Consider the following 25572-nt stretch of genomic DNA (forward strand, 5'->3'; position numbering starts at 1 on the left):
CTCTTCTGCTTCCTCGTTCCAAATGAGATTGTAGTTGGCGAGTGATTTGAGCTTTGCCGTTTGACTGCCCGAGCCTGCTTTGTAGCCATGGGCCTGCAGGCTGTTGACACCGAAGCCCATGTGCATCGTGTTTTCGGTAATGTCGAGCGCGTCACGGATGCCCTGCTCCTCAACGCGGTCCATGATCTCCTGCCAACAGGATGTGCGGATGTCCTCCTTGACCGCGCGCATGATGGCGCCGCGCGTATATTCCTTTCCGAGAAGACGGGAAGTTACATACCGAGACGCGGTGCCGGAACGGCCGTTACCTCGTCCGCCCATAAGAAAGGCATAGCGCCAGTCCTTTTGCTCCCAGAGCTGCAGGTGATCGTCGCCAACCTCGAAGGTGACTTTGACGCCATCCATACTTACTTTTTGCGGACGGTGATCTCCACGCCTGCAAGCCAGACAGGATTGTCTTTGTCGCCGGTGAGCGGCTGCGGTGCTTTGCCGTAAATCTGCTCAAGCATGAATTTGAGGAGGATGCTGTCGCCAGCCTCAGCTTTCTCGACGGCCGTCTTCACGAGTGTGTTGACCTGAGCATCAGTGAGCTGGTCACGCAATTTCGGCAGCGTGGTGCTGCCTACTGGTCGTCCTGCTCCTGGTCGCGCTCCTCCTTTAGCCATAGATAGATTAGATATTTATTCAGTGCATCTGCCCGCACGTGCACGCGCATTTGCAGTAGCTCACCGACTGCATACAGCCCGGACACTCACGAATAGCGCCTAAAGGCGTGTGTCGAGGTTTCCAAAGTCGTCCGCACAAACACAGCGGATTCGCATTGCGCTCAAGTTCAATCATCGCGCGATCGTCCATAGGACAATTCTATCACGACACTCAACCATCAGTTGTTGTTGGCCTCGTGGATGAGCTCGAACATGAAGCGGCGAAGGTCTACGCCCTCGATCGCCACCTGCCAGTTGATGTCTGCGCCGGGCTTTGGCCTGTCAGAGAACTCAATGAATATTTCCTCAAGCTTGCGCGAGTTTGACGAATCCGGGCCAATCCCGTGAAAGACGACGAGGCCATGGCACACGGCGTTACGCATGTGACGGATCAGGTCGCCTGCATCCTTGGTCGTGCCGATGATCTGCTCCGGCCGTGGCCACCCGTTCTGTTCAAGCGTGGAGAGCTGCATGCTGTTGAGCTGGGTGTAATAGCCCCGCTCTTTCGGGAAGACGAGGTAGGCGAGCAGGGATTGCACGAGCTGTGTCACAACGTGCCCCTCACCCTTGTCCGCCAAACTCTCCTCGATGATCCGAAGGTTCTCTTGGGACCGCTTTGCAAAGCCGATGGGGTCGTTCCTCGGCTCCATCACCAACGGATGTGACTTCTTCATCGCTTCACTCTCCGTAACCCTTCCTGTCTTTCAGTTTGAATGAGCTGTCGTAAATCTTGACCAGCTTCTCGATGAACTGACGTGCAGCTTCGATGACCGCCTTGGATTCGTCTTCGTCCAAGAAAATGCCCGAGTGAGCGATCTTGTTGCGTTGCTCATAGACAGTTTTGGCCAGTGGTTTGAGGCCAGCAAATTCCACCGCCTCCGCAGCGCTCAGCATTGGAAGAAGCAGCTTGTCCATCTTGTTATTGAGACCGTTGGCCCAATAGAGGAGCTTATCGACATACTTGGTGCTGAAGGTCGAGCGGTCCGCATACTCGGCGCGGATCGCAAGGTTCGCCGCGATCTCGCAGGCTGAGGCTGCCCGGATGACTGCGGCCGACCACTCCAAGCGGTTATGAAGCCCGGTGAGCTTGTGCCACTGAGTATGGATCTTCTCTATGTCCGAACGGTCGTCATAGTCCTTGCCCTTACCGCGTCGATCTCCAGCCGTCTTCTTCGCCTTCTTCGCCATTCCCACCCCCGAGCGCTGTTGAAAATCGGGCCGCACTATCGCATAGATTGTAGCCGGGTTGGGGGCGCAAATGGAAAGCTATATTTCTGGCTTGATGCTGGGCGTACTTGGGTGGGCGATTGTCTGGAAGACGGTCTTCAACGTTTCCAGCTTCTACATGCAGCGCCTTCACTACGAAAACCCGAACATGACCGGGAGCGCCATACCCGGACCACTGCTGATGTCGTTCGCGGCAAGCATCATGTCATGGGCTGGGATCGGACTGACAATTTACGTGTGGTATCGGCTCGGGTGGATGCCGGCAGTGGCGCTCTACGTCATCCCGTTTATCCTGGCGATGGTGATTGAGAATATCGAGCTGTTTGCCTTCCGCTTCCCGACGCCGGTGATGTCGCTCGTTAATACGCCCATCGCAATCGTTTCATTCATCGCATTTGCAATCGTGGTGCTGGCGATCTGAACGAGGTATGCAGAAGTGCATACGCCGAGATTCTGGCAGCGAACACAGCAGCTTGCGCGGTGCACAAAAATAGCTTTGACCCAAGGTGCGAATCGGCTCAAATCACCTGGTCAGCTCCGATATTTGATACTTCGCAGCTATTCACTCCGCCGCCATTTCATTTGTTTATACTGGTGAAGGAGCTGACATGAGCCGAAAGAACTCGTTGACCCTGCGACGCGGCACAACCACGGCCGTCGTTGAAGGCTGCTATGCGCTTACTTGTTTCACTCTGGTGGCAATCACCTACATTTTGATGTCGCCGTTTCGTCTGGCAGGGGCCGGCATTGAGCGCATCACCCAAGGCTTGCTGACAAAAGATGACGATTAGTTTCGTACCACGCCTGAAATTCGCGAATAGCGTCAGCACGCTTGACGATCGAGTAGGCGCGCCTCTGTAGCGCGTCGTACTTGGCTTTCCCAAGCTGAGCGATTTTCTTTTCCCGATAGAGCCCCTGCTTATTTCCCTCATGCCGCATGTGGCAGCCGCCGCACGCCGCATCACAATTCTCTGGGTCGTAGCGGGTTGCTGAATTTGCTCTGCCCCAAAAGTGAGAGTTTTGGGTACCCGGATTGGGACAAAAGAAGCAGCGCTTGTCGCGGGCGCGTATCCATCGAGAGAATATCTGATCGGCTTTTGTGCTCGTCCATAGAGCAGGCTTTTTCACTCATGAATTATACCAAAAAGAAAAGCCCGCATTTGCGCGGGCTTGTGACTATCAATACCTCGGGTGTCATCAGCTCTCCACGGGCTTCAGTGCAGCGGTTGGACGGCCGCACAGGTGGCTTTCCCCGCCAGCGCGCCTCGACCCTGCTCCAGTTCCACGGAATCGCATTGATGGTCAGTCGTTCGGTTTGTCCTTGACGGGCAGAGCAATGATTGCGCCGTGCATCGCCATGAACATGCCGACCTGAGTCATGACGCTGTAGCCTGCGTCAGGATCAACGAACTCGTATCGCTTGGTGCCGTCGGGCAAAGTGAACTCGTATTCGATCTCCCTCACTTCCGCCTCCACCACTTCGTGATCGTCCGGCTCGATCTCCCGGTTGCACTTAGGACACCGGTCATTGCAGAGGCAGGACCATTCGTCCCACCACGATATGCCGCAGGGGCATGTGTAGTGCCTGCGATACCAGGCCATCAGTTCAGCCGTTCACAGGTTCCGTCGATGACGGTGTGAAGCTGCTTCGTGAGGTCCGGCTTTTCAGCCACCTTGCCGGCGAGGGCGAAGGTAGAGGCGTTGAACAAGCGCCACGCGGTTTTGTCGCCCCAATCATGGGGCGGTTCCTCGTAGGCCTTGAGCACATTGCCGATAGCCTGGACGCCGATCAGATCGCGACGATGCATTTGCATGATCGCCTGATCTGTTTCCGCATCGCTCAACGCCGTCTCACGGTAGGTGAGTAGACGCTGATTCTGTGCAATGCGCTGGTCCTTGAGCGGGATGATGATCTCCGAGAGAAGTCCCGGAAGCTCACGCTTTGCACGGATGGTGTGCTTGCGCTTGATGACGTGATCGGCGGAGAACGCGAGATTGTCGCAGACGAACACGCGCGAGCCGAACGCAATCCCGATGGGAAGGGATTTATCATGGCTATTCCTCAGGCCGAGCATGTCGGTGTAATCGCCGTACGGGCTGCGGAGACAGAGCACGCCGAAGTACCTGGCGCCGTCTGGTGTGATCGCGTGATGCTCCTCGGCAACCTCGTGCTGGTGAAAGCCAAGGGTGTACCGCATGAGCTCCACGATCTCGTGGTGAGCCACGGGAACATGCGAAGCGGTTGCGGCCGGCAGAGTGACGGCGCGTAGTTCATCGTAAGAGACCGGGTTCGCCCCGGCATGAAGCATGAGCGACATGAGCGCTCTCCTTTCTGTGAAAGAACAACGCTCCTAATAGTACCAAAGAAAAACCCCGCGCTAAGCGGGGCTCGGTTCCTTGAAGCGTCCTTGCAATTGCGTGAACTTTCGCCGGAACGCCGTGCGATGAGATTCGCAACAGAACCGGTACACGATGCCCAGGATGATCGCGTGACAACAATTATCATGCGTGATCTCTGCATTGCAGTCGTCGCCGTTACAGATAAGCTTGATCGGTGCGCGCATTGCCTCCTCCTTTTTGTCCAAGGTCATTGTACCAGTTGAAAAGAAAGCCCCGCCGGAGCGGAGCAGTTTTGGGAGCGGCACGATGCAGCGGATTGATGAGTTTATCGGGCTGATTGCTTTTGCTCTTCAAGGCCGCTCGTAATCGTACCATTCAGTCCCGATCGGTCCGGTTGTCGAACTTGTATCTGTACCAAGTGAGCCGGCCGCAATGCGGGCAGTTCATCCCGTAGTCGCGGAGGAACGGTGGCTTGCTCCAATACCGGTGCCACTTGTGTCCACGCTCACATTTGTATTCGGTGTAGATCTTGTCGGTGCCGGGGTCGCTCATGGCCGATCGATCCCGATCGTCAGCACGCCGTCATGCATGAGGTAGTTCGCGGTCCACCCGGCGAAGATGAAATAGCCGTGGTCCTTGCCCGAGTTTTCAAGTCGCATGAGCGTCGCGAGCAAGAGCCGGCCACGGAGGCGTGCATCGAGCTCTTTTGCGAAACAGGTGTATTCGACTTTCATTTGCTGTCCTCCTACGGAGGACGCCTATTCTGCACATGGAGCGGGTAAAGCAATCCAGTGCACCGTGACCGGGGCGCGGTGGTGAGCTATGGCGAAACGGATGCGGCGTCGTGTCGCAAAGAAAAGCCCCGCTGCTTTCGCAACGGGGCAGCCGGGCAGGCATTTCTCAATGTATCACGCGCCGCCTTTAACGACGCGCCACAGACCTTGAAGAGTGCTCGGTGCATGGGCCTTCGTGATGTCAGCCGCGATCCACTCAACAAGCGGCATATCCTCTCGGGTAGCGAGTGCCAGGGTGCCGAGCTTTGCGCCCATAGGGTCGCGCTGCTCGAACAAAATCCTGCCGTCCTCGATCACGATGCCGAGCCGTTCGGCAACGTCGTCGTCGATGCCAAGGATCTCAAGCGGGGAAACGTCGACAGACTTTGCCGCGTCTCCCCGCCCCTTCGGCTCGACCCTCGCAGGCCGGGCTTCGGTGGAACTGCGAAGGAAATGATCCTTCAATAGTTGGGCGGCTTCACCGTTACGGATGCCGCGCACATGCGCGACCAGGGCGGTTGCGTCGTCGCCCTTTTTGTCACCGGCGAAGCAGCGAAAGCCCTTGACGAGATTGATGCTGAGGGTGCGTTGGTCAGTGCCGCCGCACTTGGGACAGGCAAACCGGAGCTGGTCCCCCTTGGTCTCGGTCGCCTTTAAACCGAGATAATCGATAGCTTGTGCGATCGTTACGCCGTTACGGACCTCCTCGAAAATGCTGGCCATGTGAGCCTCCTGTCAATGAGCCTCACTGAATTGTACCACTCCGGCCGTGGTACACTCATTGTAGGGTTCGATGCGGATGGGGGGCTGCTTGCGACGGCAAGTAGTCAGTCGTTTCGAGACGACTGCGGGCTGCAGCTCGCCACCCGCACCGAACAACAGCAACCCTGCGGGAAAGGAGCACTGCAATGGCAGACAGCAAGAAGCCCGCAGCCAAGTTCCGGCTCGGTTACGTCACAGCGACGGTTTGGAAGAACAACGACTTCTTCAACGTCGTCCTGACCAAGGCCTACAAGGACGGCGACGAGTGGAAGGACACGGACCAGTTCGGTCATGGTGACCTGCTCAACGCCGCCAAGGTCCTGGAGCGCGCTGAGCAGTTCGTCAGTGAACAGTAACGAAAAAGCCCGGCGCGAATGCCGGGCTCTCTCTTTAGTTGTTCGATGTTCCGCTCATTCCTCGATTGTAGCAGCCGCCGGCTCATCTTTCTTCGCCGGTCGGCCGCGCTTCGGCTTCTCGGTCTCGCCGATGAGCTCGGCAAGCTGCGTGTCGATCTTCTCCTTTTGCTCAATGAGCGTCTTTATCTTGGTCAGTTTGCTGTCGAGCACTGGTGTTCTCCTTGTCTAGGTAGAGGTCGGCGTTCCCGACCCGCTTCCACGGTTCCGTCAACATGTGCCCGCTTGCGCGCGGGTTCTCCCGTGACTTGAGCGTCGGGTGTGTTTTGAAGAGGAAATATCGGCGCAATTCCTTCTTGCGCTCAGTCTTGGCGGCGAGGCAGTCCATCATTGACTGCATCCGGCGTTCATTCCTGGTGATGAATGGGATAAAGAACGTTCGCACATCGTACTGTTTCTGAAACAGTCCGTTCTCCAGGGCATAGATGTAGTCGTCGAACTTATTGCAGATGGCGGAGCGTTCCCGGTCGTAGCTCTCGATCGGCTCGGACGCGGTGTCGGCCTCGATACTCGGGATCTCCCGGCGCTTCCCGTCGGCGGTACGTTCGATGGCAAAGCGGGGATAGTCAGAGATCATGTAATGGTCTTTACCGTTTCGCTGCCCGAGCAAAAGGCGCTGGTTGTCCTCATAGACGATACGGATGTCATCGCGACCCACTGCACCAATTGCGAACGAGGCGATGATCTGGTGCACCATCAGGGCGTGAACAAAGTTCTTCGGCGCTTTTGGAGGAACGATGTGCACCCCCTCTTCGGCCAGTAGGGTGATGCCGGCAGCGTCGATGTCGTAATAGAGGAAGCCCACGGTTCGGAGGTTCCGGTCCTCGCGCTGCGTTTCGCAGAGCTTGACTAGGCCTACGTCCTTTTCCTTGAGCGATCGGAGGCGACGACTGACGCCCTGTTCGGATCGGTTCAAGAGAGCCGCGGCATAGGGAGCGGACAGATAGCGGTGCCGAGCGAAAAGCTTCAGAAGGTCGATGTCGCTGTCACGGATATGACGTTCAACGAACTCACCCGTCCGCGGGTTGAAGTACGACTCTGTCGAGGCGCGACTGCGAGAGCGTTGAGAGTGACCGTCCATACAATGGAAGTATGACACGGCTCGCAGAATGTCGAAGGTCACCACGGTGCACAGCGGGCACCATGGCAATTGGTGGAGTAACTCGCCTCCAAAAATATTTATGCGAAATCGTCGCTCGGCTCCGGGTCCGGTGTTCTCGGGGAAGCAGGTGCGGTCGGTACAGATAGTGCCGCCGTTGATGCCAACTTCGGTTTGGTCCACGGTGCCGAGCTCGGACACACCCGACGTCGATTCCACCTGATGAGCCGCTCGTAGCAAAGTTGGGCCATCTGCGGCTCTCGCTCCGTGTTGCCCCGGAGTGCCATCGACTGGAATGTCGGCAGACCGAGGTTGCGCACGAAGCAGGCGAAGTTCACGGTGTCCTTGTCGACCCGCTGAGCCCGGATAAATTCCTTGTCACATCGAAGGTCGGTCGCTGCACTGGAGAGATCGCCCGCCTCAACGCCGGCAGCGTACTTGATCGCCGTGTTCGTCGAGATCGATGCCCGGATGTTGTCGTTTAACGGGAGGCCGGTCATTTGCTGATGAGCGAGTGTAATCCCGAGGCAGTATTCTCGCACAAGGGCAAGCATGTCTTGGGTCTTGTTCTCGTCCATGAACAACTGAGCTTCGTCGACCATCATAAATGTCGGATGCCATTCCTCGCGCGGAATGACGGTTCGGCCACCGACTGCGGCGATGACGGAAGCGATGACGTAGCGGCCGAAGATCGTACTCGCCCCGGTCCCGAGCTGTTCCTTGCCGGTGTTGACCAGAATAATCTTGCGCTTCTGGATCGCGTCGAACCAATCGATCGAGCGGGTTGGTGCGTTGAATATTCCCATGAGTTCGGGGCTGCGGAGGATGAGATACAGGCGGCCCTTAAGCTGTGCCTTCGTCTCCTTGAACTCTCCGAAGAAATCGGTTTTGAAAAACAGTTTTGTGCCGTCGTCCAGGTGTTCGAGTGCCGCTGCGAACTCGCTGGAATAAAATTCGTTCGGCGTCATTTCGATGAGCTCAAAAAGCTTCGTGATGTTCGCGTCCGGCACGTTGAACATGAGCCGGGCCACGAATGAGAAGCCGACGGACTGCTTCGGGGTCAGTTTGAAATCGGCCCCGCTGAACACGTACTCCATGAGGTCAATGGTCTGCGCGATGATCCGGTTGCGGACCTTCTGCGGCAGATTCGGATTGACCGGCGCGAACAGGTTGAGCGCGGGCAATCCGTCGAGATCGGTGGCATCCAGAATGATGATGCGATCTTCGAGACGTCCTGTACCGGGGTCGAATACTTCGAGCTTCGCGAGGCGCTCGCACATCATCCCCTTCGGTTCGATTACAATCAGACCGGGAGGGTTCTCTCGCCTGATGTCGGCAATGAAATCGCGCTGCATCAGCGTGGTCTTGCCGGATCCGGTGCCGCCCAGAATGTGAGTGTGCTCAAACCGGGTTTTGTCCGGAATGGTAATCGATACGATCTCGGTGAGCATGTCGAGAATTGGCGTTCCGTAGAATATTTTGAACACCAATTCGAGTGGTCGGATTTTTATCTTCTTGATCGCCGCGATTTCTTCTTCGATCGTGAACGGTTTGTCGAGCGGCCAATGAAGGTACTCCCGGAGCCTCTTTCGTATCACCTTCGATATGCAGACCCGGTAAAGGTAAGTGATCGCCTCGTATGCATCGGGAACAATCTCGATGAGATAGAGAGTAACCCGTGCGTCCGGGTCTTTCGGCCGGCGGTATTCCTTGAGATAGCTGCGAGCGAGGTCGTAATCCGGCTCCGTATCGGGGATCATGGTGAGGATGTCCTGGCCGTACTGCGCGCGATACGCAGCGGCCTTCGCGGACTCCTTCGCGATCTCGGCGCTGCGCTTGGCGCTCTCCTTTTCGTTTTCTTCTGCCCTGGCCTCCGCGTCGGAGTGGGACTTCTGTTCGTAGTACCGTCGGAAATATGTGCCGTAGGCAGCGGCAACCTGAGAAGTGAAGAAGGCAGGACGCTCGGCCTGGACCGCTTCGATCTTGCGACGGCTGGCGAGGTATCGCTCCGCGCGCGCATCGAAGTCTTCGGAGTCGTCATGCTCTGCCTGGTACTGTGCCTCGCGTTCGAGACTATCTTCGTTCCGATCGAGGTCGGCATTGATCTTGGCGAGATTGATCGCGCGCTCTGAACATTCCTCAGAGCAAAAGTACGGGCGGTGAATTGGGGTCGCGTACTGATCGAGCGCTGTGTTGCACAAATCGCGTTCGTAGCCGTGATCCAGCTTGTGGCCGCACTGAGCGCATTTGCCGATCTCTAAATGCACAATCCCTCCAAAAAGGTGAGGACGGAGGTGGCCACCTCCGTCCTCGTTTTTGGTCTCGTCAGGAAAACACGACGTTCTCCGGGACGGTTAGACCGTGCCGCTTGAAGTATTCCAGGACATCCGGTGTGTACCAAACAGGGCGGCTGCTGCGATGAGGACCCAGTTTGTGGCACGGCGGAAACCGTCGCTCAGCATACTGCGGGTCATACATCAGCCTCCAAGTGTGAACACGAGAAATGGGCCATCCTAGAAGTTGCTTCAACGCTTTCCACGAGAGGTAGAGCGGTAATCTCACTTGATGGTTCATCGGTGATCTCCTCGCAGAGACACCGGTGCTCCACAGTGGGGTTAGGCCACTAGCAGCGTTGGAAGTGTATGGGGGACCTTGAAAAGAGTCGAATCCGGCTCTTTAACCATGGCGCTCCATAGCTACCGCACCGCAAAAATATTCTTGAGGTAGGCCTCGTAGTTGTCCATCGCCTCCCGCATTTCCGGCAGATATTTGTACTGATCGTAGATGATCTCCACGTCGGTCTGGGCGCTGATGTGGTTGACCAGGCGTTCCGCGATATGGGGCGGCGTCTTGAGCTTTCCGTGCAGGGTCCGAAATGTTCGGCGGATGTCGTGCAGCCGCCAATTTTTGACACCGCACGCCTTATCGAGCGCGGCCTTGCTTTTTGACCAGCCGTTGAATGGCGAGTCTGTTTTCCCGCGTGCAGGGAATAGAAATGGTGTAGTTGCCGTCGATAAGCAACTCGCCAACATGGATCTGCAAGTCGACCCAATCGGTAGCGTGTGCTCCCTTCCGTTTTTTGTTACTTCGCTCGGTAGACATATCGTCTGTTGATTATGTGAGTAGTAAGCCGGGATGAGCTTGGCGATCTCGCCCTTGCGCTGCCCGGTGAGAATGAGCAGGCGAACGATCGAGTTATGGATCGTCGGCTCTGCGGTCGCCTCCCAGATTGATTTTAACTCGGCGTCGGTAAGCACGCGAGCCCGGTTCGCGATCTTGTGCGGCGAGAACCCGACCGTAGGGTTGTCGGTGATGTAACGCCGCTTCTGCGCCCAGGTGAAGAAGGTCTTCGCGTTCTGCAGGGCGTGATTGTGCTCGGACTTGCTTTTGATCCTGACAAGCCGGCGCTCAATGTCTCCGTGCTTTACTTCCGAGAGCTGGCCCTTGAACCGGAAGTGAAGATTGATGAGCCGCTGGTAATCTTTGATCGTGCGAGCACGGCGAGACTTTTCTTTTTCGGCGATGAACGCATCGAAAGCCGCGGTAAAGGTGATCGACTGCGGTCGTGTGTGTCCGAGTGTTTTCTGCGCGAGGATGCGTTTCGCTTCGGCGCGCGCTTCTGCGAGCGAGACAATGCCGTAGCGTCCGAGTGATCGGCGCGCTTTGTGAATGTTGAGAACAAATGTCTTGGTGCCGCCCTGAGAAACGCGAACACCGAAGCCTTTGAACTTCGTGTCCCAGTAGTCGGCCGTTCCTTTTGCGGGCGGTTCGATCGCGCGCAAACCCACGTCTGAGAAAACAATGCTTGGCATCTCTTTGACATCCCTGTGCGTGGGGTGCAGTGGTGCAGTGAGGCACACCAGACCCGAGTTAACACATTGAAATGTCAGAAGAAACGGACGCTATGCTGCAGTATGAAGCACCGTGGTGAAAGTGCCTTCTACTGTTTAGGAAACCGTCGCTCTATCCGGCTGAGCTACGGGACCGAAGCCCCGCGTGAACTGCGCGGGAGCTTGGCAGGTTCATATCAAAGCGGGCGGGTGATCGCCAGCCCTACGGGTCATGGCCATGGCGTTTTCGGACGAAACCTGGCGCCCAGTTGCGGCGTGGCGTATGGCCTGGCTTCAGAAGCAGATACCGAGGACGGTCATCCGGCAGGATTGCCTGGGCTTTCTGCTTTCGGTCGTCGCCACGGCCTTCCTGGCCGCGGCGGGCCGCGGCGCCTCATAATCGCCGGCGATCACCATGGCCCAGTAGGTGCGACGGGAGGTGGCGCTTTTGGCGCTGGCGACGCCGACGCGAGAGGCCTTGGGGAGCAGGAGATTTTTGCGATGGCCCGCCGAGTTGATCCACTGGTCGAGCGTCCTTGCGAAATCCTCATGGCCATACGCAATGTTTTCGGCAGCCCGTCCCGCTTTTGCCGGCGCCATTCTCGAATTGAATGGTCCGAGCACGTCGTGATCGAGTTTATCCCTGGCGGCCATGGCCCTGGCCTGATCCAGGGCAATCCGGTTCAGGGTCGCATCGATGACGACACTTCCCTCGCCCTGCTTCGCACGGAACCCGGAAATCATCGATGCGGGCGACGGCTCCGCGGATGCCGGGTGGGAAAAGCACAGTGGCAGGCAGAGAACCGTGGCGAACAAGGCTTTCATTGCGTCCGGGTCGCCTCGCCAGTGAGTGTCTGGAACGTTTGCACGCAGCAGCCCCGCGCCTGAAGCGCGGGGGGCTGCCTGTTCACGTCCTGACAACGCATCAAAGCGAAAGCGTGGCGGATTGCCGATCGCGGCCGATCAGGCCCTACGCCTTGATGTTGTTGTCGCGCACCACCTTGCCCCAGGTGCTGACCTGTTTGGCGAAGAAGATGCCGAAGTCCTTGGCGTCGGCCAGCAGCAGCGACATCTGCTGGGTTTCGCGCAGCTGCGTCGCGATCGCCGGCTCGCTCAGGATCTCCTTGACCGATTTCGCCATGCTGGCGATGACATCGGGCGGCGTGCCGGTGGGGGCGAAAATGCCCCACCACGCCAGCGTCTCGGAATCCGGGAAGCCGGCTTCCATGGAGGTCTGGGTGTCCTTCAGCGAGGGCAGCCGCTCGCGGCCGAGCTGCAGCAGCGGACGAAGGTTGGGCCCGAGCTGCGCCGTCACCAGCGCCGCCGATCCCACGATCAGATCGACATGGCCGCCGAGCACGTCGTTCATGGCCGGGCCACCGCCGCGGTACGGCACATGGACGATATCGACGCCGGCCTGCTTGGCGAGCATCGTCATGGCGAGATGGCCAAGGGTGCCGATACCGACCGAGGCGTACTGGATCGAGCCGGGCTTGGCTTTCGACGCCGCTATGACGTCGGCAAAGGTCTTGAACGGCCGGCTGGCATTGGTCGCGATCACATAGGGAGCGGTGCCGATCAGGAACACCGGCACCAGATCCTTCTCGACGTCGAGCTGCGGCTTCTCGAGAATGGCGGGTATCACCGCGTGGGAATCGAAGGTGACGAGAAACGTCATGCCGTCAGGCGCGCTCTTGGCGACCTGTACCGCGCCGAGCGAGCCGGCGGCGCCGGACTTGTTCTCGACCAGCACGGTGCGGCCGAGCCTGGTTTGCAGATGGGCCTGCAGCAGCCGCGCCATCGCGTCGGTGGAACCGCCGGGTGGAAAAGGCACAACCAGCGTCATGTTCTTGGCCTGCTGCGCCAGCGCCGGCGCCACGGCGAAGGCGGCTGACGCCGCCAGCATGGTACGTCTCGTGATCTTCCGCATGGCTATTCCCTCCAGAATGTTGCTGCGCCTGGCTTTTTTTGTTCGCAGGCCTATGAATTGCCGAAGCCCGATCCGGGCTTTTTGTATTCCGGCCGCGGCGGACTGAAGATATCGAGCACGCGCGCGCCTTCCGGCCCGGCCCGCATGGTGTGCGGCACGTTGCCCGGGGTGCGCCAGAAATCGCCCTTCTTCACTTCGATCTGCTCATCGCCCTGAAACCGGATCGCCGAGCCATCGAGCAACACACCCCATTGCTCCTCGGGATGATGATGCCGGGTGCCTTCCGAATGCGGCTCCAGCGTCACCACCGAGAGCATGGCATGCTCGCCGGCGAAAATCCGCGTGGTGACGCCCGCCGCGAGCTCGCGAAACAGGCCGTCATGCGGATTGTCCAGATTGTGAAACTCGGCTTTCTGACTCATCGCGATTTCCTCAATGTCGTTTGTTCTCAATATCGATTCGTGTCGATCAGGATTTGGCGTAGGAGCCCTGGTAGCGGCCCTCGCGGATCGCAAGCAGGGTTTCCTCTTCGCGCGCGAGCTGGGCACGGACCGCCCCGAGCAAGGTTTCCGCGATCGCGGCAGGAAACGACAGCACGCCGTCCTCGTCGCCGACCACGATGTCGCCGGGCGAGATCACGGAGCCGCCGATCGACACCGGCACGTTGATTTCGCCGGGGCCGCTCTTGTAGGGCCCGCGGTGAATGACGGCGCGGGCGAAGCACGGAAAATCGGACGCGGCGAAGGCGGCGACGTCGCGGATGGCACCGTCAATCACATAGCCCGCGGCGCCCCTGTGCTCGGCGATGTTCTTCATGATCTCGCCGACCAGCGCCCGGCTCTCGTCGCCGCCGCCGTCGACCACGATCACGTCACCCGGCCCGACCAGTTCGAGCGCCTTGTGGATCGCCAGATTGTCGCCCGGCCGGGTGCGCACGGTGAACGCGGTGCCCACCAGCCGGCCGGAGCGATGGAACTGGCGCAGCCCCACCGCGCCCGGCAGCCGGGCCAGATTGTCGCTGATGATACAGGTCGGCGCGCTCCTGAATGCCTCGATCAGTTCGGGCGCGGGCTTCGGCACGCTTTCCATGGCCGTGGTGACGCTCATTGAAATGGTTCCTCTGGCATTTCGACGCGCATTCCGGCGCGTGCTCCTGGAGTAGCTGCAGCATGGTCTGCTGTCGCATTCCGACTCCGGCGCGACATCTGCAGCCACCACCATGGTGAGGTCAAGTTACGCCCTGAACCAATCATTCAATAGCTGATATTCAGAAAACCATCTACCCCGCCCATCATACCCTATGCCGCGCTGACGACCGCGCCCCGGGGCGCAAATATCGTCTCCATTTCCTTCCGCGCCTTGAACGCCGGCAGGGTCTCATCGATGGCAACGTCGTTCCAGCTCAACAGCTGATCCTTGCGGACCGGCCGCACCAGCTTGAGATGGTGCGCAAGCCCCAAGGGAAGACCGCCTTGCGCGAGCGAGCGTGCCGCGGGGACCAGCTTGCCGAACACGGTGTAGCCGCCCTCGCCATCCAGCATTTCGCCCGGCGCGAGGTCGCGCTTGGCGGTTGCCACCACGTCGGCGTTGAAGCAGGTCGCCACACCCGTCGGTTCGTTGCGCAGCCCCACCGAAGCGACGGAGATGCCGAGTTCCAGCCCGATCATGTGCCAGCGCCGGTACATGCTCATGTAGCGCCCGCTCGGATCAGTCACGACGCTGTACTCCTTGAAGCAGCGCCGGATGTAATCCGTGTCGGCCTCGATGCAAACCCAGACGCCCTTGCGAATGTCATAGGGGATCTGCACGCCGTCTGACGTCAGGCATGAAACCACCTCGACCAGTCCCTTGCGGTCGAGGATGCCGCCTTCGCTTTTGGGCCGCATCAGGGTCGGTATGTCATCGATCGAGCCCGGCGGAAAACTCAGTCCCGCGTCGGGCGCCTCGAGGCCCGTCGCGTTTGCGATCGCCGCGCTCTCGATCGCCGGCTTCGAACCGTCGAGGAAAGCATTGAACATTTTTGGATTGAGGCCACCCTCTTTCGCCTGCTCCGCCGTCAGGCCCCAATGGCTCCAGACGGTGTCCGGAGTCGACTCCCGATACTGCGGCAACCATTTATGGCCCCGGCCTGCGGCGACCACCGGAAAGCCGGCGGTCCGTGCCCAATCCACCAATTCGCAGGCGAGCCCCGGCTGATCGCCATACGCCAGGCTGTAGATCACGCCGGCCTCGGCGGCCTTGTGCGCCAGCAGCGGCCCGCAGAACGCATCCGCCTCCACCGTGACGTTGATGACATGCTTGCCGTGGCGGAAAGCGGCCAGCGCATGCTCCACCGCCGCCGGCGGATTTCCCGTGCATTCGATGATGATCTCGATTTCCGGATGCGCCACCAGCGCCTGCCAGTCGTCACTGACATGCGTCGTTTTCGTCTTCATGGCGTCGTCAAGCGACAACGCGGAATACCGTTCCCCGGGCCAATCGACGCGGGCGAGGTTGGCTCGCGCATTGGCTGGCGAAAGATCAGCGATCCCGACCAGATGAATACCCGGCGTGCGCGGCACCTGCGCCAGATACATCGATCCGAATTTGCCGGCGCCGATCAAGCCGATCCGGAGCGGCCGGCCCGATGCCTCGCGCTCACGCAGCTTGCTGAAAAGATTCATCGGATGTCTCCTGCGGGAATTCGGAATCGAGATCGGCCAGCCGCGCGACTATATTCGGCAACGGCCGCGGGCGCCAACCGCCGCCTTCCGACACAATCGGCATATTCGCTGCAATTTCAGTGCGATGCCGATGTACCCGGATTTCGCCGCAAATCCTGCATGCCAGAATGAGTGCCGGAAAAATGCCCGGTTCCGGGGTGACAAGGGTGCCAATAATGGCAACAATCAGCAAGGATTGTGTCGCGGGTGTTTTGTCTTGAGAACTTCGGAAAATCGCCGGTGATGGTGTCACGCACTTCCACATTGCTGATGGCAACCTTCGCGGCCTGCGTCGTGCTGACACCGCTGCGCGCGCAGGCGCAGTGGTGGAGCAGCAAGCCGGCCGATTTCGAGTCATGCGCCGACAGCGCCGAGAAGGCGTCGACCAGGGAAGAAAAGACATCCAGGCTCGGCGACTGCCATTCCAAATTCGCCGGCCGGCGCAAGCCCGGCGGCGGCTACACCTATTTCGATTTCATGCAGAACCGGCACTTCGATATCGCGGGACCGAATCCGACGCCGGAAGAGCAGAAGAAGATCGACGAAGAGTATATCGCGTATCTGGAGCAGGAGCGTCGCTCCACCATCGCCGCCGCCTTCACGGCCAGGCATCGACAAGTGCAGCAGGCCTCGCTGAAAAGCGACGTTGAAAAGGTCCCGTTGCCCAAGGGCAATCCGGTCAGACAACAACAGGCCGCCGCCACGAGCGAGCCGAGATCCGGCGAGGTCAGGTCCGGCGAGGTGAGGACACGGACCAGGGCCACCAATTGCGTGAGGGATTCCTTCTCCTGCGAGTGGCCGCGACTCTCCGAAGGCATCAAGGATATCAAGAAGCTGTTCAACCCGCCGCCGAACACGGCGAAACGAAGCTGAGCTTTCGTCCCTGCGAACGCAGGGACCCGTACACCGCGCCGATTCGATAAGGCACTGCGGCAGATATCTTCTTCAACAATTTGCGCCGGAGGCTATGGATTCCTGCGTTCGCAGGGACGACTCGTTGAGAGACTATTGATTCAATTCACAGCGCATCGCGGATCTGTTCCGGCGTCAGTTCCGGCGAGCCCTTGCCGGCTTGCTCGGCGTTCCGGATCAGCGCCACGATGCGGCGTGACAGCGGCACCTGCAGTCCGTGGCGGTCGGCAATTTCGGTGATGACGCCCTGCAGATAGTCGATCTCGGTGGCCCGTCCGCGCTGCAGATCTTCCCACATCGACGAGCGCGCCTCGGGATCGATCTTCATCGTCCTGCCCAGCACCATGCTGAAAATCGAATCCGGCAGCCGCAGCAGATGCGGCGTCCAGTTCGCCGGCACCGGCGTCGACGACACCGGCGCGATGCCATCAACCCGCAGTGCCGCCAGCCCCTCCGCCATCTGGTCGGCGAACAGCCGGCGCCATTTCAGCTGCGAAAGCTGCCGGCGCAGCGGCAGACCGCCCAGCGCATTGAGCGCGTTGTTGAGATTGACCAGCAGCTTGCCCCATTGCACGCCGGCGATGTTGTCGGTCGCGCGCAGCTTCAGTCCCGGCACCGAAAGCCGCGCCGCAGTGGCTTCGTCATCCGCTTCGATCACGATGTCGCCCGAGGTGGAGCGGTGAAACCGGCCCTGGCCCACCGAGACGACGTTGAACGGCACCATGCCGCCCAGCACGATTCGCCCCGGCAACCGCGCGCGCAGCACGCCGACATTGCCGACGCCGTTCTGCAGGGAGACGATGACCGCATCATGCGGCGCGTGTCGCGCGATGACATCGGCGATCCCGGCGGTATCGGCGCTCTTGACCGTCACCAGCACCACGCCGGCATCGTTGAAAATCGACGGATTTTCCGACAGCGTCAGCTGGTCCGCCGCAATCCTGCGGTCGAGGCCCTCGAAGCTCGTCAGCCGCAGCCCGTTGCTTTCGATCTCGGCGATCACGCGCGGCCGCGCCAGCAGGGCGACCTGGCGGCCTCCCGCCGCCAACATGCCGCCGACAAAGCAGCCGATGCTGCCGGCCCCGGCGACGCCGATCAATCTGTCTGCCGTCATCGCGCCCCGCCCTCGTTCAGCTCCCGTTCAAATAGCAGAATTTTGTCGCGAATGCCCGTCGCTCTGCGATCGCGCCTCTGCCTCCGGCCGCGGCTTGTAACCGCGATGGCGCGCCGTTATCTTTGTCGCCCGGGGGCTGGCTCGCGGCAGGAGACGACAATGGGTTTACTCGACATACTCAACGGCATGCAGAACGGCCCGCGCGGCCCCGGCAAAGCGGACGCACAGGACAAGGGCGGCAAAGGCGGCATGTCGCCGATCACCATGGCGATCCTGGCCTTGCTGGCCTACAAGGCGGTCAAGCACATCGGCGGCGGCCAGCCCCAGACTGCCCCGGCCCGCGTTCCGGCGCCCTCACCCAACACGGTGAATGCCGGCCTTCCCGGCGGCGGCATGGGCGGCGGTCTGGGTGACCTGCTGAAGGGCGGCCTCGGCGGCCTGCTCGGCGGTGCCGCCGCCGGCACCGTCATCTCCGGCGGGCTCGGCGATTTGCTCAAGCAATTCCAGCAGCACGGCCAGGGCGAAGTGGCGGATTCATGGGTCGGCAAGGGCGAGAACAAGTCGATCGCGCCCGGCGATCTCGGCCAGGCCCTGGGCATCGATCAGATCAATGCGCTGACGTCGCAGACCGGCCTGTCGCGCGACGAGTTGTTGAGCGGCCTCAGCCAGTATCTGCCCGGCGTGATCGACCAGCTGACGCCGGAAGGACGGTTGCCGTCCGAAAGCGAATTGTCGAAATGGATCTGATGCCAATTGGCCAGCATGCACGTTAGAGAAGGACGACAGAAATGAGCGGCATCCTGTGGGTCATCCTGGTCGGCCTTGTCGCCGGAATTATCGCGCGGATTCTTTCGCCGGGCCCGAACAATCCGAGCGGCTTCATCCTGACCACCGTGCTCGGCATCGCCGGCGCATTTCTGGCTACCCTGATCGGCCAGAGTTTTGGCCATTACGGCCCGGACCAGGGCGCCGGCTTCATCACCGCGACGATCGGCGCGCTGGTCGTGCTGTTCATCTGGAACCGGCTGGTGGCAAGGCGGATGATTTCCGATCCCGGCAACAGGTGACGGCTTAGCCGTCATTCCGGGGCGATGCGAAAGCATCGAACCCGGAATCTCGAGATACCCCGGTGCGCAGTTGCGCACCTGAGGTCTGGTGCTACGCACCATCCCGGAATGACGTTCCGCGAATCTCATGTAATCAGATGCAGGCCCGCATCCATCCGCACCAGTTCGCCGGTCATGTTGCTCGAGCCCGGCGTGGCGAGGAAGCACACCAGTTGCGCGATATCGTCCGCCGATGAGGCGACCTTGAGCGGCACCCGCGCGATCACGCTGTCGCGCACCGCCTTGGCGCCGGCCTCGCCACGGCCCTTGGTGAACCAGGGCGTGTCGATATAGCCGGGGCATACCGTGTTGACGCGGATCAGCGGCGCCAGCGCGCGCGCCAGCGAATAGGTGATGGTGTTGAGCGCGCCCTTGCTCGCGGCGTAGGCGATCGACGAGCCGATGCCGCTGATGCCGGCTATCGACGAGACGTTGACCACGGCGGAAGCGCGGCCCGACGCCTTGGCGCCGGCCTCCAGCAGGCCGCGCGCCGCCCGGACCATCTGGAACGGGCCGATGGTGTTGACGCCGAACAGCCGCTGAAAATCCTCCGCCGACAATCCGTCGAGATCGGCATGCGCGACGTGCTTGGTGATCCCGGCATTGTTGATCAGCGCATCGAGCCGTCCCCAGGGTGCTGCGGCCGCGACGATCTTCTTGCAATCCTCGTCGCTGGAGACGTCGCCCTGCACCACCACCACTTCGGCGCCGGCGGCACGGCAGAGATCGGCGGTGGCCTCGGCTTCCTTCGCGCTGGATGAATAGTTGACCACGATACGCGCGCCGCCCTTGGCCAGGATGGCCGCGGTCGCGGCTCCGAGGCCGGACGCCGAACCGGTGACGACTGCGCACAAACCATCCCTGGACATCCGAAATTTCCTCTTTTTTGATTGTTCGATCCGGGCCGCGATCTACCATATCGCGCGGACAAATACCTGCAAAACCGCCAAACTCCACTGGGCGGAATTCATGGTTTCGGCAACCATGGCTGCATGCCGGCCTTGCAGGCGGCCCTGCGGAGACAGGTGCTTGTCTTAGCGGTGGCTTTTCCTCATCATGCGGTGCAAGAAAAGATCGCATCTGAGCCCGGCGGAACTACCGGGGCGACAAGCCAATCAAAACGAGGAAACGCTGTGGCGGAGAGTGAGAACATCGTTGCCGAGACCGCCGAGAAGATTTTCGCGGATCTCGCCGACGCCCAGACCATCAACCGCGACAAGAACGGCGGCTGGAAGGCGCCGCTGTGGCAGGCGCTGACCGAATCCGGCCTGCCGCTGTCCTGGGTGGCTGACGATCTGGGCGGGTCCGGCGCCAGCCTCGCCGAAGGTTTTTCCGTGCTGAGTGCGGCCGGGCGTTTTGCCGTGGCCGTGCCGCTGGCCGAGACCATGCTGGCGGGATGGCTGCTGGCGCAGGCGAAGATTGCTTCCCCCGAAGGCGAGATGACGGTGGCGCCCGCGAGCCCCCGGGATCGCATCACGCTCAACGCCGACGGCACGCTGAGCGGCCGCGCCCGTGGCGTGCCTTTCGCCAAGGTTGCAAAACATATCGCCGTGCTCGCCGCCGGCGGCAACGGCTTCTCGATCGCGCTGGTCGATGCCGCCTCGGTCAGGATCGAGGCCGGCCTCGGACTTGGCGGCGACGCCAGCGACACCGTGACGTTCACCAACGTTGCGCCGATCACGATCAAGCCGGCGCCGAAAGGCTTTGACCAGACCGTGCTGATGCTGATGGGCGGCGTGGCGCGCAGCCTGCAGATAGCCGGCGCCCTGGAATCGATGCTCGACATCAGCGTGCGCTATTCCAACGAACGCGTCGCCTTCGAGAAAAAGATCTCGAAATTCCAGGCGGTGCAGCACAACCTCGCAAAACTCGCCGGCGAGTCGGCGGCGGCGCTGGCGGCGGCGACTTCCGCAGCGGATGCCGTCGCCAACAGCACCTCGTTCGACGACGCGTTCTTTCTGGAAGCCGCATCGGCCAAGATCCGCTGCTCGGAAGCCGCCGAAAAGGGCGCCGCCATCGCCCATCAGGTGCACGGCGCGATCGGCTTTACCGTCGAGCATATCCTGCACCGCTACTCCCTTCGCGCGCTGGCTTGGCGCGACGATTTCGGTTCGGAAAGCTACTGGGCGGTCGAACTCGGCAAACTGGTCGCCGACCGCGGCGCCGACGAGCTATGGCCGCTGGTAGCGTCGCGCTGATACCTGACAAAATTCGTCTGCACGAAAGACTTGAGCCATGACCGCAGCCCTTCGTTTCGATCCGATCCGCCTGCCGCCCGAATGCGAGCAACTGCGCAAGGAAGTTCGAAAATTCCTCGCCGACGAAATCGCGGCCGGCACCTTCGATCCGCACCAGCCCAATCGCGAAGACACCGACGCGCCGGAATTTTCCCGAAGGGTCGGCGAGCACGGCTGGCTCGGCATGACCTGGCCGAAGAAGTATGGCGGCCACGAGCGCTCGTTTCTCGAGCGCTATGTGGTGACCGAGGAAATGCGCGTCGCCAATGCGCCGACCCGCCGTTTCTTCGTCGCCGACCGCCAGAGCGGACCGGTGCTTTTGAAGTATGCGCCCGAGCACATCAAGATGGACATCCTGCCGCGGATATGCCGCGGCGAGGTCTGTTTCGCGATCGGCATGAGCGAGCCGAATTCCGGCTCCGACCTGTTCGCCGCCAAGACCAAGGCGACCAAGACCGACGGCGGCTTCCTGATCAACGGTACCAAGATCTGGACTTCGTCCGCCCATATCGCCGACTACATGATCGCGATCTTCCGCACTTCGCCGCCGACCAAGGAAAACCGCCGCCACGGCCTGACCCAATTCCTGGTCAAGATGAAGCAGCCGGGCATCCAGGTGAATCCGATCGGCCAGATCACCGGGCAGTTCGAATTCAACGAGGTGGTGTTCACCGACTTTTTCGTGCCCGACGATCACATGCTGGGCGAAATCGACGGCGCCTGGAAGCAGGCGACGAGTGAACTCGCCTATGAGCGAAGCGGGCCGGAACGCTTTCTGGAAACCTATTACGTGCTGACCGAACTGGTTCGCGCGGTCGGACCGAAGCCGGACACCCGCAGCGCCGAAGGCATCGGACGCCTCGTCGCACAGTTGCACACCATGCGGCGGATGTCGGTGTCGGTCGCGGGCATGCTGCAGGCCGGCAAGGAGCCCGTGGTGGAAGCCTCCATCGTCAAGGACATCGGCACCATCTGGGAGCAGCAATTGCCGCACCGGGTCCGCGACCTCGCCGCCTTCGTCGAGGAGAACGCCAGCAACCGCGAGACGCTGGAGCACCAGCTGTCGTTCGCGATCAAGACCGCGCCGAAGCTGACCATCCAGGGCGGCACCACCGAAGTGCTGCGCGGCATCATCGCCCGCGGACTCGGGCTGCGCTGACCCAACTCAATTCAATCGAGGACCATTCATGACAAAATTCACGGACATAGGCGTCGAGAAGCACGGCCACGTCGGCCTGATCGAAATCCAGCGGCCGCCGCTGAACTTCTTCGACATCTCTCTGATCAACCAGATCGCCGACGCGCTGGAGGAGTTCGACAAGGATATCGAGATCCGCGCCTCGGTGCTCGCCGCCCAGGGCAAGGCGTTCTGCGCCGGCGCCAATTTCAGCGATCCGGCGCGGCAGGCGCAGGAAGCCGCCGAGGCCAAGGGCGATCCCGCCGACAGCCTCGGCTCGATCAACAGTCTCTATCTGCACGCGGTGCGCATCTTCCGCGCCAAGAAGCCGGTCGTCGCCGCCGTTCAGGGCGCCGCCATCGGCGGCGGTCTCGGCCTCGCGGTATCTGCCGACTTCCGCGTCACCTGCCCCGAAGCGCGCTTTTCCGCCAACTTCACCAAACTCGGCTTCCATCCCGGCTTCGGGCTGACCACGACGCTTCCCGAACTGGTCGGCAAGAACAACGCCGAACTGATCTTCTACACCAGCCGCCGCGTCACCGGCGAGGAAGCCACCAAGATGGGCCTCGCCAATCTCTGCGTGCCGCAGGACCAGGTTCGCGCCGAGGCGATGAAGCTTGCCGCCGAAATCGCCGAATGCTCGCCGCTCGGCCTGCTCTCGACCCGCGCCACCATGCGCGCCGGCCTCGCCGACCGCGTGCTCGCCGCCACCAACCACGAACTCGCCGAACAGTCCCGCCTCCGCGCGACCGAAGATTTCAAGGAAGGCGTGAAAGCGACCGCCGAGCGAAGGGTCGCAAATTTCAAGGGTCGGTGAGTTTCCACAAGACGTCGTCCCGGCCAAGCGAGCAACGCGAGCGCTGAGCCGGGACCTATACGCCGTGACCACTCGGCAAGAACGCTGGCGTTAGAGACCTTCTGCAACAAGTTCCGCCGCGGCGTATGGGTCGCCGCTTTCGCGGGGACGACTCGCGGATAAAGCTGCGCTACTTCTTTCTCACCACCAGCGCATCCACGATCGTCACGCCCTGCCCTTCCGGATGCACCAGCACCGGATTGAGTTCGATCTCCGAAATCCCGCTCGCTTGTTGCGCCGCCAGCACCGAGATCTGCGCGATCAGTTGCGACAGCGCCGGTACATCGGCTTTCGCCGCACCTCTGAATCCGTCGAGCAACGGTGCTGCCTTCAACTCCGCCAGCATCGCGCCGGCTTCCACCGCGCTCACCGGCGCGGGCCGGTAGATCACATCCCTGAATAGTTCCGTGGTGACGCCGCCAAGTCCGACCATGATCATCGGACCGAAGGTCGCATCCAACAGCGTGCCAACGATGATCTCGACGCCCTTTTTCGCCATCGGCCCGACCAGCACGCCCTGGATCTCGGCATCCGGCCGGTGCCGCCGCGCGTTGTTCAGCAGGGCATCATAGGCCAGAAATGCCTCACCCTTGGTCGCAATACCGACGCGCACGCCGCCGACTTCACTCTTGTGCGGGATGTCGCGCGACTGGATTTTTGTCACCAGCGGAAAACTCATCTGGGCGACGACCGCATCGAGCCCGCTCTTTTCCGTCACCAGCTCTTCGTCCGGCACCGCGATGCCGGCCGCGCGCAGCAGCGATTTGCTGTCGAATTCCGATAGCGTGGCGGACTTCAGATGCGCGGAGAGATCGCGCCGCGGCGACGCCGCCGCGTCGACCCTTGGCGCCAGTTTGAACCGGGCGCGCTCAACCATCCGCCGCATCGCGACGCCGGCATGTGTCAGTCCCGACAGCAACACGGCGCCGCAGGCCGCGAACTCGCCGCGCGCGAAAGCCGACGGCAGCGTGTAGGAATAGAACACGATCGGCTTGTGCCGCGCATCGATCACCGGCTTCAACTCGGCCTGCTTGAACGGCACCCGCGTGTCGCTCGACAACGACAGAACCACCAGGATGGCATCGACTTCATCGGACACGCTGAGCAGGTCGATGCTTTTCTGCAGGCCGCCGGAATGCACGCCCTGCGCGGTGACGTCGATCGGATTGCCCGCGGCGCCATAGGACGGCAGCAGTTTCTTGATCCCGGCTTGAATTCCATCCGACAGTTCCGGCACCTGCAGCCCCTGCAGCGCGACGGTGTCCGCGCCCCAGATCCCGGCGCCGCCCGACACCGTGAGCACGGCGACGTGGTCGCCCTTCGGCAGCGGATTGCTGATGAGCAAGGCCGCGATGGTCACGGCCTCGTCGAGATCGTTGGAAACGATAAAGCCGTATCTGGCGAACACCGCGTCATAGGCGGCGGACCAGCCGGCCATGCTGGCGGTATGCGAGGCGGCGGCGCGCTCGCCGGCGCCGGAGCGGCCGACCTTTGTCACGATGACGGGCTTGCCGATTTCCGCCGCGCGCTGAGCAGCGGCGAGAAACTTGTCGACGTCGCGAATGCCCTCGATGAACAGCAGGATCACGTCGGTGGAGGCATCTTGCACCATGTAATCGAGGAACTCGCCGGCGCCGAGATCGCTTTCATTGCCTGCGCTGACGCAATAGCTGATCGCCACCCCCAGCGCCTTGGCGCGATGCTTGATCGCAAAGCCGATGCCGCCGGACTGCGCGACGATGGCGATCCGTCGCGTGGTCGCAACCAGCGGCACATGGCCCGGCTTGACGTCGACGGTCGGGCTGAAGGTTGCTGCGACCTTCTGTACCTCGCTCAGGAACCCCTCGGCATTGGGACCGGAGATCCGCATCCCCGTGCGCTTCGCCAGCGCAACGATGGCGTCCTGCATCGCGGCGCTGTCGCCGCCTTCCTCCGCAAAGCCCGAGGATATGATGACGGCATTCTTGACGCCGACGGCGGCGCATTGCTCGAGCGCGCCGAGCACGGCGCGGGCGGGAATGATGACGATGGCGAGATCGATCGGCTGGCCGACATCGGCGATCGACTTGTAACATCGCAACCCGTCGATATCGGTGTAGTTCGGATTGATCGGATAGATCTTGCCGGGAAATTCATTCTTGCGCAGCATCGACAACAGCCGCCCTGGAATCTTCTCCAGATCGCGCGACGCCCCGATCAGCGCGATGCTGTCAGGAGCGAAGAAAGAGTCGAGCGGGTGAGGCATGGGGGAAGTCCTATGCTTTACGTTCGAGTGTCGTGTCCCGGACGCGGTGCCGCGTGCTACGCTGCGCCGCAGAGCCGAACCCATGGTAGCAAAGCATGGACCCCGGATCAGCAGCGCACCACGCCGCAAGCGCGGCGCGCTGCAC

Annotated in this window: 32 protein-coding genes; 10 read left to right on the forward strand and 22 right to left on the reverse strand. The window is 61.1% G+C overall.

Going from position 1 to position 25572, the window contains the following annotated elements; all coding sequences use genetic code 11:
• From Q8N40_RS03770 to Q8N40_RS03785, 4 genes are all read right to left on the reverse strand, one after another.
• The coding region (locus Q8N40_RS03770) for a phage terminase large subunit (protein WP_305710852.1) at window positions 1-405 on the reverse strand (405 nt) is incomplete at its 3' end.
• 2 nt (window positions 406-407) lie between these two features.
• Entirely contained in the window at window positions 408-602 is a 195-nt protein-coding gene (locus Q8N40_RS03775) for a hypothetical protein (RefSeq protein WP_305710853.1), read from the reverse strand.
• A 281-nt stretch (window positions 603-883) separates the two neighbouring features.
• A complete protein-coding gene (locus Q8N40_RS03780; RefSeq protein ID WP_305710854.1) occupies window positions 884-1378 on the reverse strand; it encodes a HEPN family nuclease in 495 nt (164 codons plus the stop codon).
• A gap of 4 nt (window positions 1379-1382) precedes the next feature.
• The gene (locus Q8N40_RS03785) at window positions 1383-1892 is read right to left on the reverse strand and encodes a hypothetical protein (RefSeq protein WP_305710855.1); all 510 of its coding nucleotides are present in this window, start codon (window positions 1890-1892) and stop codon (window positions 1383-1385) included.
• A 70-nt stretch (window positions 1893-1962) separates the two neighbouring features.
• Here Q8N40_RS03785 and Q8N40_RS03790 point away from each other — a divergent pair, with 70 nt between their 5' ends.
• Together Q8N40_RS03790 and Q8N40_RS03795 are read left to right on the forward strand one after the other, a co-directional pair.
• Window positions 1963-2352 (forward strand): hypothetical protein, encoded by a 390-nt coding sequence (locus Q8N40_RS03790; RefSeq protein WP_305710856.1) that lies wholly within the window; start codon window positions 1963-1965, stop codon window positions 2350-2352.
• Between the two features lie 187 nt (window positions 2353-2539).
• Window positions 2540-2722, forward strand: a complete 183-nt coding sequence (locus Q8N40_RS03795) for a hypothetical protein (protein WP_305710857.1) — start codon at window positions 2540-2542, stop codon at window positions 2720-2722.
• Here the strand turns inward: Q8N40_RS03795 and Q8N40_RS26660 are convergent.
• The 3 genes from Q8N40_RS26660 to Q8N40_RS03805 form a co-directional block, all read right to left on the reverse strand.
• Window positions 2688-3059 carry a recombination protein NinG gene (locus Q8N40_RS26660; RefSeq protein ID WP_371135606.1) on the reverse strand — a complete coding sequence of 124 codons (372 nt, stop codon included), beginning with the start codon at window positions 3057-3059 and terminating at the stop codon, window positions 2688-2690. The two genes, Q8N40_RS03795 and Q8N40_RS26660, sit on opposite strands and share 35 nt — an antisense overlap.
• 174 nt (window positions 3060-3233) lie before the next feature.
• The gene (locus Q8N40_RS03800; RefSeq protein ID WP_305710858.1) at window positions 3234-3533 is read right to left on the reverse strand and encodes a hypothetical protein; all 300 of its coding nucleotides are present in this window, start codon (window positions 3531-3533) and stop codon (window positions 3234-3236) included.
• Entirely contained in the window at window positions 3533-4249 is a 717-nt protein-coding gene (locus Q8N40_RS03805; protein ID WP_305710859.1) for a DUF932 domain-containing protein, read from the reverse strand. Before Q8N40_RS03805 ends, Q8N40_RS03800 begins: the two co-directional genes overlap by 1 nt.
• A 229-nt stretch (window positions 4250-4478) precedes the next feature.
• Between Q8N40_RS03805 and Q8N40_RS03810 the strand changes: the two genes are divergently transcribed.
• Entirely contained in the window at window positions 4479-4637 is a 159-nt protein-coding gene (locus Q8N40_RS03810; RefSeq protein ID WP_305710860.1) for a hypothetical protein, read from the forward strand.
• A 182-nt stretch (window positions 4638-4819) separates the two neighbouring features.
• On the opposite strand, the gene Q8N40_RS03815 is transcribed toward Q8N40_RS03810, so the two are convergent.
• On the reverse strand, window positions 4820-5005 hold the full coding sequence (locus Q8N40_RS03815; RefSeq protein WP_305710861.1) for a hypothetical protein: 186 nt from the start codon (window positions 5003-5005) through the stop codon (window positions 4820-4822).
• Window positions 5006-5179: 174 nt separating this feature from the next.
• Window positions 5180-5767, reverse strand: coding sequence for a hypothetical protein (locus tag Q8N40_RS03820; protein WP_305710862.1), 588 nt, complete (start codon window positions 5765-5767; stop codon window positions 5180-5182).
• A gap of 185 nt (window positions 5768-5952) precedes the next feature.
• On the opposite strand from Q8N40_RS03820, the gene Q8N40_RS03825 reads away from it, so the two are divergent.
• A complete protein-coding gene (locus tag Q8N40_RS03825; protein WP_305710863.1) occupies window positions 5953-6162 on the forward strand; it encodes a hypothetical protein in 210 nt (69 codons plus the stop codon).
• Window positions 6163-6216: 54 nt separating this feature from the next.
• Here the strand turns inward: Q8N40_RS03825 and Q8N40_RS03830 are convergent, their stop codons facing one another.
• From Q8N40_RS03830 to Q8N40_RS03875, 10 genes are all read right to left on the reverse strand, one after another.
• On the reverse strand, window positions 6217-6372 hold the full coding sequence (locus Q8N40_RS03830) for a hypothetical protein (protein WP_305710864.1): 156 nt from the start codon (window positions 6370-6372) through the stop codon (window positions 6217-6219).
• Window positions 6332-7342 carry a LysR family transcriptional regulator gene (locus tag Q8N40_RS03835; RefSeq protein WP_305710865.1) on the reverse strand — a complete coding sequence of 337 codons (1011 nt, stop codon included), beginning with the start codon at window positions 7340-7342 and terminating at the stop codon, window positions 6332-6334. Before Q8N40_RS03835 ends, Q8N40_RS03830 begins: the two co-directional genes overlap by 41 nt.
• Before the next feature lie 56 nt (window positions 7343-7398).
• Complete coding sequence (locus tag Q8N40_RS03840) at window positions 7399-9585, reverse strand: type IV secretion system DNA-binding domain-containing protein (protein WP_305710866.1); 2187 nt, start codon at window positions 9583-9585, stop codon at window positions 7399-7401.
• Window positions 9586-10014: 429 nt separating this feature from the next.
• Window positions 10015-11130 carry a site-specific integrase gene (locus Q8N40_RS03845; protein ID WP_305710867.1) on the reverse strand — a complete coding sequence of 372 codons (1116 nt, stop codon included), beginning with the start codon at window positions 11128-11130 and terminating at the stop codon, window positions 10015-10017.
• Between the two features lie 312 nt (window positions 11131-11442).
• Window positions 11443-11973 carry a CAP domain-containing protein gene (locus Q8N40_RS03850; protein WP_305710877.1) on the reverse strand — a complete coding sequence of 177 codons (531 nt, stop codon included), beginning with the start codon at window positions 11971-11973 and terminating at the stop codon, window positions 11443-11445.
• Between the two features lie 145 nt (window positions 11974-12118).
• Window positions 12119-13078 carry a tripartite tricarboxylate transporter substrate-binding protein gene (locus Q8N40_RS03855; RefSeq protein WP_305710868.1) on the reverse strand — a complete coding sequence of 320 codons (960 nt, stop codon included), beginning with the start codon at window positions 13076-13078 and terminating at the stop codon, window positions 12119-12121.
• A gap of 50 nt (window positions 13079-13128) precedes the next feature.
• Window positions 13129-13500, reverse strand: coding sequence for a cupin domain-containing protein (locus Q8N40_RS03860; protein ID WP_305319363.1), 372 nt, complete (start codon window positions 13498-13500; stop codon window positions 13129-13131).
• 46 nt (window positions 13501-13546) lie between these two features.
• The gene (locus tag Q8N40_RS03865) at window positions 13547-14185 is read right to left on the reverse strand and encodes an RraA family protein (protein WP_305319364.1); all 639 of its coding nucleotides are present in this window, start codon (window positions 14183-14185) and stop codon (window positions 13547-13549) included.
• A gap of 191 nt (window positions 14186-14376) precedes the next feature.
• Window positions 14377-15741, reverse strand: a complete 1365-nt coding sequence (locus tag Q8N40_RS03870; RefSeq protein WP_305710869.1) for an NAD(P)H-dependent oxidoreductase — start codon at window positions 15739-15741, stop codon at window positions 14377-14379.
• A complete protein-coding gene (locus Q8N40_RS03875) occupies window positions 15716-15973 on the reverse strand; it encodes a hypothetical protein (RefSeq protein WP_305710870.1) in 258 nt (85 codons plus the stop codon). The genes Q8N40_RS03870 and Q8N40_RS03875 overlap by 26 nt, the downstream gene beginning before the upstream one ends.
• 50 nt (window positions 15974-16023) lie before the next feature.
• On the opposite strand from Q8N40_RS03875, the gene Q8N40_RS03880 reads away from it, so the two are divergent.
• The gene (locus Q8N40_RS03880) at window positions 16024-16653 is read left to right on the forward strand and encodes a hypothetical protein (protein ID WP_305710878.1); all 630 of its coding nucleotides are present in this window, start codon (window positions 16024-16026) and stop codon (window positions 16651-16653) included.
• Window positions 16654-16798: 145 nt separating this feature from the next.
• Here the strand turns inward: Q8N40_RS03880 and Q8N40_RS03885 are convergent, their stop codons facing one another.
• The gene (locus tag Q8N40_RS03885) at window positions 16799-17806 is read right to left on the reverse strand and encodes a 2-dehydropantoate 2-reductase (RefSeq protein WP_305710871.1); all 1008 of its coding nucleotides are present in this window, start codon (window positions 17804-17806) and stop codon (window positions 16799-16801) included.
• Window positions 17807-17965: 159 nt separating this feature from the next.
• On the opposite strand from Q8N40_RS03885, the gene Q8N40_RS03890 reads away from it, so the two are divergent.
• Window positions 17966-18553: a YidB family protein gene (locus Q8N40_RS03890; RefSeq protein ID WP_305710872.1), complete on the forward strand. Its 588-nt coding sequence runs from the start codon at window positions 17966-17968 to the stop codon at window positions 18551-18553.
• 41 nt (window positions 18554-18594) lie between these two features.
• Window positions 18595-18873: a GlsB/YeaQ/YmgE family stress response membrane protein gene (locus Q8N40_RS03895; RefSeq protein ID WP_305318956.1), complete on the forward strand. Its 279-nt coding sequence runs from the start codon at window positions 18595-18597 to the stop codon at window positions 18871-18873.
• A gap of 125 nt (window positions 18874-18998) precedes the next feature.
• Here Q8N40_RS03895 and Q8N40_RS03900 read toward each other — a convergent pair whose 3' ends face one another.
• On the reverse strand, window positions 18999-19781 hold the full coding sequence (locus Q8N40_RS03900) for an SDR family NAD(P)-dependent oxidoreductase (protein WP_305318957.1): 783 nt from the start codon (window positions 19779-19781) through the stop codon (window positions 18999-19001).
• A gap of 264 nt (window positions 19782-20045) precedes the next feature.
• Here Q8N40_RS03900 and Q8N40_RS03905 point away from each other — a divergent pair, with 264 nt between their 5' ends.
• The 3 genes from Q8N40_RS03905 to Q8N40_RS03915 are packed head-to-tail and all read left to right on the forward strand — an operon-like array spanning window position 20046 to window position 23143.
• Window positions 20046-21110: an acyl-CoA dehydrogenase family protein gene (locus Q8N40_RS03905; RefSeq protein WP_305710873.1), complete on the forward strand. Its 1065-nt coding sequence runs from the start codon at window positions 20046-20048 to the stop codon at window positions 21108-21110.
• Between the two features lie 37 nt (window positions 21111-21147).
• Window positions 21148-22308 (forward strand): acyl-CoA dehydrogenase family protein, encoded by a 1161-nt coding sequence (locus Q8N40_RS03910; protein WP_305710874.1) that lies wholly within the window; start codon window positions 21148-21150, stop codon window positions 22306-22308.
• A 28-nt stretch (window positions 22309-22336) separates the two neighbouring features.
• The gene (locus Q8N40_RS03915; protein WP_305318960.1) at window positions 22337-23143 is read left to right on the forward strand and encodes an enoyl-CoA hydratase/isomerase family protein; all 807 of its coding nucleotides are present in this window, start codon (window positions 22337-22339) and stop codon (window positions 23141-23143) included.
• A gap of 169 nt (window positions 23144-23312) precedes the next feature.
• Here the strand turns inward: Q8N40_RS03915 and Q8N40_RS03920 are convergent, their stop codons facing one another.
• Window positions 23313-25427: an acetate--CoA ligase family protein gene (locus Q8N40_RS03920; RefSeq protein ID WP_305710875.1), complete on the reverse strand. Its 2115-nt coding sequence runs from the start codon at window positions 25425-25427 to the stop codon at window positions 23313-23315.
• Between the last annotated feature and the right edge of the window lie 145 nt (window positions 25428-25572).

The sequence above is a fragment of the Bradyrhizobium sp. genome (assembly GCF_030693485.1).
GTDB lineage: Bacteria > Pseudomonadota > Alphaproteobacteria > Rhizobiales > Xanthobacteraceae > Bradyrhizobium.

Bases quoted from the DNA above. Each gene is read 5' to 3' on its own strand.
- Q8N40_RS03780 (WP_305710854.1), bottom strand. From the start codon at position 1,378: ATGAAGAAGTCACATCCGTTGGTGATGGAGCCGAGGAACGACCCCATC.
- Q8N40_RS03820 (WP_305710862.1), bottom strand. From the start codon at position 5,767: ATGGCCAGCATTTTCGAGGAGGTCCGTAACGGCGTAACGATCGCACAA.
- Q8N40_RS03900 (WP_305318957.1), bottom strand. From the start codon at position 19,781: ATGTCCAGGGATGGTTTGTGCGCAGTCGTCACCGGTTCGGCGTCCGGC.
- Q8N40_RS03795 (WP_305710857.1), top strand. From the start codon at position 2,540: ATGAGCCGAAAGAACTCGTTGACCCTGCGACGCGGCACAACCACGGCC.
- Q8N40_RS03855 (WP_305710868.1), bottom strand. From the start codon at position 13,078: ATGCGGAAGATCACGAGACGTACCATGCTGGCGGCGTCAGCCGCCTTC.
- Q8N40_RS03865 (WP_305319364.1), bottom strand. From the start codon at position 14,185: ATGAGCGTCACCACGGCCATGGAAAGCGTGCCGAAGCCCGCGCCCGAA.
- Q8N40_RS03890 (WP_305710872.1), top strand. From the start codon at position 17,966: ATGGGTTTACTCGACATACTCAACGGCATGCAGAACGGCCCGCGCGGC.
- Q8N40_RS03895 (WP_305318956.1), top strand. From the start codon at position 18,595: ATGAGCGGCATCCTGTGGGTCATCCTGGTCGGCCTTGTCGCCGGAATT.
- Q8N40_RS03850 (WP_305710877.1), bottom strand. From the start codon at position 11,973: ATGAAAGCCTTGTTCGCCACGGTTCTCTGCCTGCCACTGTGCTTTTCC.
- Q8N40_RS03845 (WP_305710867.1), bottom strand. From the start codon at position 11,130: ATGCCAAGCATTGTTTTCTCAGACGTGGGTTTGCGCGCGATCGAACCG.
- Q8N40_RS03910 (WP_305710874.1), top strand. From the start codon at position 21,148: ATGACCGCAGCCCTTCGTTTCGATCCGATCCGCCTGCCGCCCGAATGC.
- Q8N40_RS03800 (WP_305710858.1), bottom strand. From the start codon at position 3,533: ATGGCCTGGTATCGCAGGCACTACACATGCCCCTGCGGCATATCGTGG.
- Q8N40_RS03880 (WP_305710878.1), top strand. From the start codon at position 16,024: ATGGTGTCACGCACTTCCACATTGCTGATGGCAACCTTCGCGGCCTGC.
- Q8N40_RS03915 (WP_305318960.1), top strand. From the start codon at position 22,337: ATGACAAAATTCACGGACATAGGCGTCGAGAAGCACGGCCACGTCGGC.
- Q8N40_RS03920 (WP_305710875.1), bottom strand. From the start codon at position 25,427: ATGCCTCACCCGCTCGACTCTTTCTTCGCTCCTGACAGCATCGCGCTG.
- Q8N40_RS03825 (WP_305710863.1), top strand. From the start codon at position 5,953: ATGGCAGACAGCAAGAAGCCCGCAGCCAAGTTCCGGCTCGGTTACGTC.
- Q8N40_RS03785 (WP_305710855.1), bottom strand. From the start codon at position 1,892: ATGGCGAAGAAGGCGAAGAAGACGGCTGGAGATCGACGCGGTAAGGGC.
- Q8N40_RS03790 (WP_305710856.1), top strand. From the start codon at position 1,963: ATGGAAAGCTATATTTCTGGCTTGATGCTGGGCGTACTTGGGTGGGCG.
- Q8N40_RS03805 (WP_305710859.1), bottom strand. From the start codon at position 4,249: ATGTCGCTCATGCTTCATGCCGGGGCGAACCCGGTCTCTTACGATGAA.
- Q8N40_RS03860 (WP_305319363.1), bottom strand. From the start codon at position 13,500: ATGAGTCAGAAAGCCGAGTTTCACAATCTGGACAATCCGCATGACGGC.
- Q8N40_RS03815 (WP_305710861.1), bottom strand. From the start codon at position 5,005: ATGAAAGTCGAATACACCTGTTTCGCAAAAGAGCTCGATGCACGCCTC.
- Q8N40_RS03885 (WP_305710871.1), bottom strand. From the start codon at position 17,806: ATGACGGCAGACAGATTGATCGGCGTCGCCGGGGCCGGCAGCATCGGC.
- Q8N40_RS03870 (WP_305710869.1), bottom strand. From the start codon at position 15,741: ATGAATCTTTTCAGCAAGCTGCGTGAGCGCGAGGCATCGGGCCGGCCG.